4 protein-coding genes and 1 pseudogene are annotated in these 3225 nt (G+C 58.6%); 1 reads left to right on the forward strand and 4 read right to left on the reverse strand.

Annotated features, from left to right (window positions below; genetic code table 11):
* The coding region (locus tag ACXJ5O_RS22620) for a cation:dicarboxylate symporter family transporter (RefSeq protein WP_457301861.1) at positions 1–312 on the forward strand (312 nt) is incomplete at its 5' end.
* Positions 313–360: 48 nt separating this feature from the next.
* On the opposite strand, the gene ACXJ5O_RS22625 is transcribed toward ACXJ5O_RS22620, so the two are convergent.
* The 4 genes and pseudogenes from ACXJ5O_RS22625 to ACXJ5O_RS22640 form a co-directional block, all read right to left on the reverse strand.
* Positions 361–1728 carry an FGGY-family carbohydrate kinase gene (locus ACXJ5O_RS22625; RefSeq protein WP_457301862.1) on the reverse strand — a complete coding sequence of 456 codons (1368 nt, stop codon included), beginning with the start codon at positions 1726–1728 and terminating at the stop codon, positions 361–363.
* Complete coding sequence (rhaM, locus tag ACXJ5O_RS22630) at positions 1725–2039, reverse strand: L-rhamnose mutarotase (RefSeq protein ID WP_457301864.1); 315 nt, start codon at positions 2037–2039, stop codon at positions 1725–1727. The genes ACXJ5O_RS22625 and rhaM overlap by 4 nt, the downstream gene beginning before the upstream one ends.
* Positions 2040–2044: 5 nt before the next feature.
* Positions 2045–3046, reverse strand: coding sequence for an ABC transporter permease (locus ACXJ5O_RS22635; protein WP_457301863.1), 1002 nt, complete (start codon positions 3044–3046; stop codon positions 2045–2047).
* Positions 3043–3225: pseudogene (locus tag ACXJ5O_RS22640) on the reverse strand (ABC transporter permease); the annotation flags it as partial. The pseudogene ACXJ5O_RS22640 and the gene ACXJ5O_RS22635, both read right to left, overlap by 4 nt.

A 3225-nucleotide genomic window follows, 5' to 3' on the forward strand; every position in this document is an offset into this window, starting at 1 on the left:
CTCACGGACCAGGTATTGCTGCTGCTCGTCGCCATGCTGAGTTCCAAAGGCGCTGCAGGCATCACCGGTGCAGGCTTCATCACGCTCGCTGCAACCCTGTCGGTTGTTCCCGCAGTTCCAGTCGCGGGCATGGCGCTGATCCTTGGCATCGATCGTTTCATGTCTGAATGCCGCGCGCTTACCAATCTCGTCGGCAATGCGGTAGCGACAATCGTTGTTGCCCGCTGGGAAGGCGAGCTTGATACCAACAAGCTCGCACAAGCGCTCAGCGGCGATTTCGCCGACGAGGACGCGCTGGCGCTCGCAAGCTAACGAATAAGACTGGTTCAAGTAAAAGGCGGGCCGACCAGGTCCGCCTTTTCATTTGCGCCGAAGACTATCCCGCCAGTTCCGAGCATAAAGATCGAAGGCTTCGCTCAACGGTGCAACATCATCCGAGACTGGTTTGAACGGACACTTGGCGCCGGCTAGAAGTGCGGCGCCAAGACTGGTACCAGTGGAGCCGGGAGAAGCGATGATTTCGCGTCCGGTCAACGACCGCAATGCAGACAGATAGGTTCGGTTGCGGGAAAACGGTCCTTCGACAATCGTTGGGCCAGCTGCACCAATCAGCTCGAGACAGGTATTGGTCATGAGTGCTGAATATAGCGAGGCAGCAGCGTTCAGTTCGGCGGCCGAGCGCGACTCATCATTCAGCCGGATCGGATTCTGCGCGGGGTAGGGGCCTGATCCCTGTACGATGCTCGGCAGGATCATGAACTGCTCGCGGATCACCTGGTCCAGCGTATCCGCATCCGGTTCGAGCGTACTGCCGGCGGTCAAGAGATCGAATTCGCGTCCACCCATAAATCGCGCCGACGGCACCGCCTTCCCGTAGGCATCGACATTGGCGAGCGTATCCCGTGCCGGGTCGAGCTCATCCAACCTTCCGCCAACCGCAAAAGACACCACCCAGGTTCCGGTCGATACAACCGAGAACGGCGATGTTCGGGTGACCAGATGCGGCAGCAGTGAGGCGTTGGAATCGTGGATGCCGCAATGAACCGGGACGGGCATGGACATCCCGATCCGCCTGGTAAGCGGCTCGCGCAGATCACCAATTCGATCGAACGCAGAGCGGATCGGTGCCATCAAAGGACGAAGCTCCAGCGTCTCGACAAGACTGGAATATTCGCCCGCTTGCGGGTTCCACAGATCCGTATGGCAGCCGAGTGACGTGACTTCGTTCACGGCAATGCCAGTCAGGCGCCAGACCCAGTACTGTGCATAGGTAACTATAGTTCTGGTTGCAGAAAATTCGGCCGGAAACTGCGTCTTCTGGTAATTGATTTGCGCGCCGACATTGAGGCCTCCGGAGAGAAGCGGCGAGCGGGTTTCGGCGAAGTCCGGCCGCAAAGCCGCATAGGCTRCGCGCACCTCGTCAGGATAGACATGCTCATAGTCGATGACCGGCATCACCAGATCATTTTCGCCCAGCAATGCGGCTGCCGCGCCGTGCGCGGTGACGGAAATCGCATCGAAGCCTGGTGATTGGGCAAAGATTGTCAGTGTATCGACAAAAAATACCCACAGCGCCTCGACGTCATAATGCGGATAGGGTCCATCCTTGGCGACGCGGTTCTGCGTGCTGCGCGAGGCGACTTCTGTTCCTGTCGCGGCATCGACGACTACAACCTTGGCATTGGTCTTGCCAACATCCATGACGGCTATGCGGCGGCTGTCGCTCATGGCAGATGGAAGAGGCAAACGAGGTCCGTCTGGACTGGCGAGTTATCAGGATTGGTGGCCATGATGTCGGCCATATGAGTCCACCATTTCTTCATCACCGGATGGTCGGGCAGGCTTTGCATGGTGTGATCAAGGGGGCGGGTCAACACGCCAAAGAGCTTGTTTGTGGCGCGGTCAAGATGGATCGAATAATCGGCGATACCTGCCTCATGCAGGAGATCGACGAGTTCCGGCCAGATTTCGTCGTGACGGCGCCTGTACTCAGCCTCCATACCTGGATTGAGTGTCATCGTGAACGCATATTTCTCCATCGCACTCATGCGGGCTTCCTGTGCCGGAACCGGCGGATAATGACCGGCAGCGTAATGGTGACGATCAGAAGCAGACCGATGAAGATCGACATGACAATGCCGGGAACGTTCAGCAGGCCAAGGCCGAAGGTGACCAGTCCCATGACGAAGGCAGCGATGACCACGCCGCCGATCGTGCCGGCGCCGCCAAGGATCGAGACACCGCCAAGGACGACCATGGTGACGATCTCAAGCTCCCAGCCCTGTGCGATCGACGGCCGGGTGGAGCCGAGGCGTGAGGTGAGGCAGACGGCTGCGATGCCGGACATCAGGCCGGTCAGGAGGAACAGGGTGAACTTGATGCGCTCGACACGAATACCGGAGAAGCGTGCGGCAAATTCATTGTTGCCGATGGCATACACCCGGCGGCCAAAGTTCGTCGCATGCAACAGGACCGCAAAAATGATCGCCAACACGGCGAAAAGCACGAACTCGAAGGAAAATACCCAGAAGACATAGCCTTGTCCGAAATAGGCGAAAGAAGCCGGATAGCCGCCATAGGCCTTGTCGCCAAGGACGATATAGGCGATGCCGCGAAACAGGCTCATCGTGCCGATCGTGACGACGATGGAAGGCAGACGAAGTCCTGCAACGAGAATGCCGTTGACCACGCCGCAACCGACGCCAACGCCAATCCCGATGGCAACGAGACCAGGCGTACCGATCCCCGCCTGCGCTGCAGCGCCCATTGCAGTCGAAGCAAGCGCGATGATCGCAGCAACTGACAGGTCGATCTCCCCGGAGATGATCAACAGCGCCATGGCAAACGCCACCATGGCCTTTTCAGTAAAATTGAACGTGGCGTCCGACAGATTCCACGCATTGAGGAAATAGGGCGAGGCGAGGGAATTGGCGATGAAGATCAGCACGGCGACAGCAAAAAGGAGTGCTTCCCAGCTCCCAAACAGACGCGTTGCCGATGTGCCAAGCCGGTCCGGGATAAGCCGCTTTTCAGGTATCGCGCTCATGCTGCCACCTCGATCTGTTCCGATGCGCCGCGATCACGCAGGATGATACGGCCACGCCGCCGTTCCTGACGGGCATTGAAGATCACGGCGGCAATGATAACCGAGCCGGAAATCGCCATTTGTGCAAAGGGCGAAATGTCGATGACCGGCAGCGCGTTCTTGATGACGCCGAGGAATAG

The sequence above is a fragment of the Phyllobacterium sp. P5_D12 genome (genome assembly GCF_054049495.1).

Bases quoted from the DNA above. Each gene is read 5' to 3' on its own strand.
- rhaM (WP_457301864.1), bottom strand. From the start codon at position 2,039: ATGGAGAAATATGCGTTCACGATGACACTCAATCCAGGTATGGAGGCT.
- ACXJ5O_RS22635 (WP_457301863.1), bottom strand. From the start codon at position 3,046: ATGAGCGCGATACCTGAAAAGCGGCTTATCCCGGACCGGCTTGGCACA.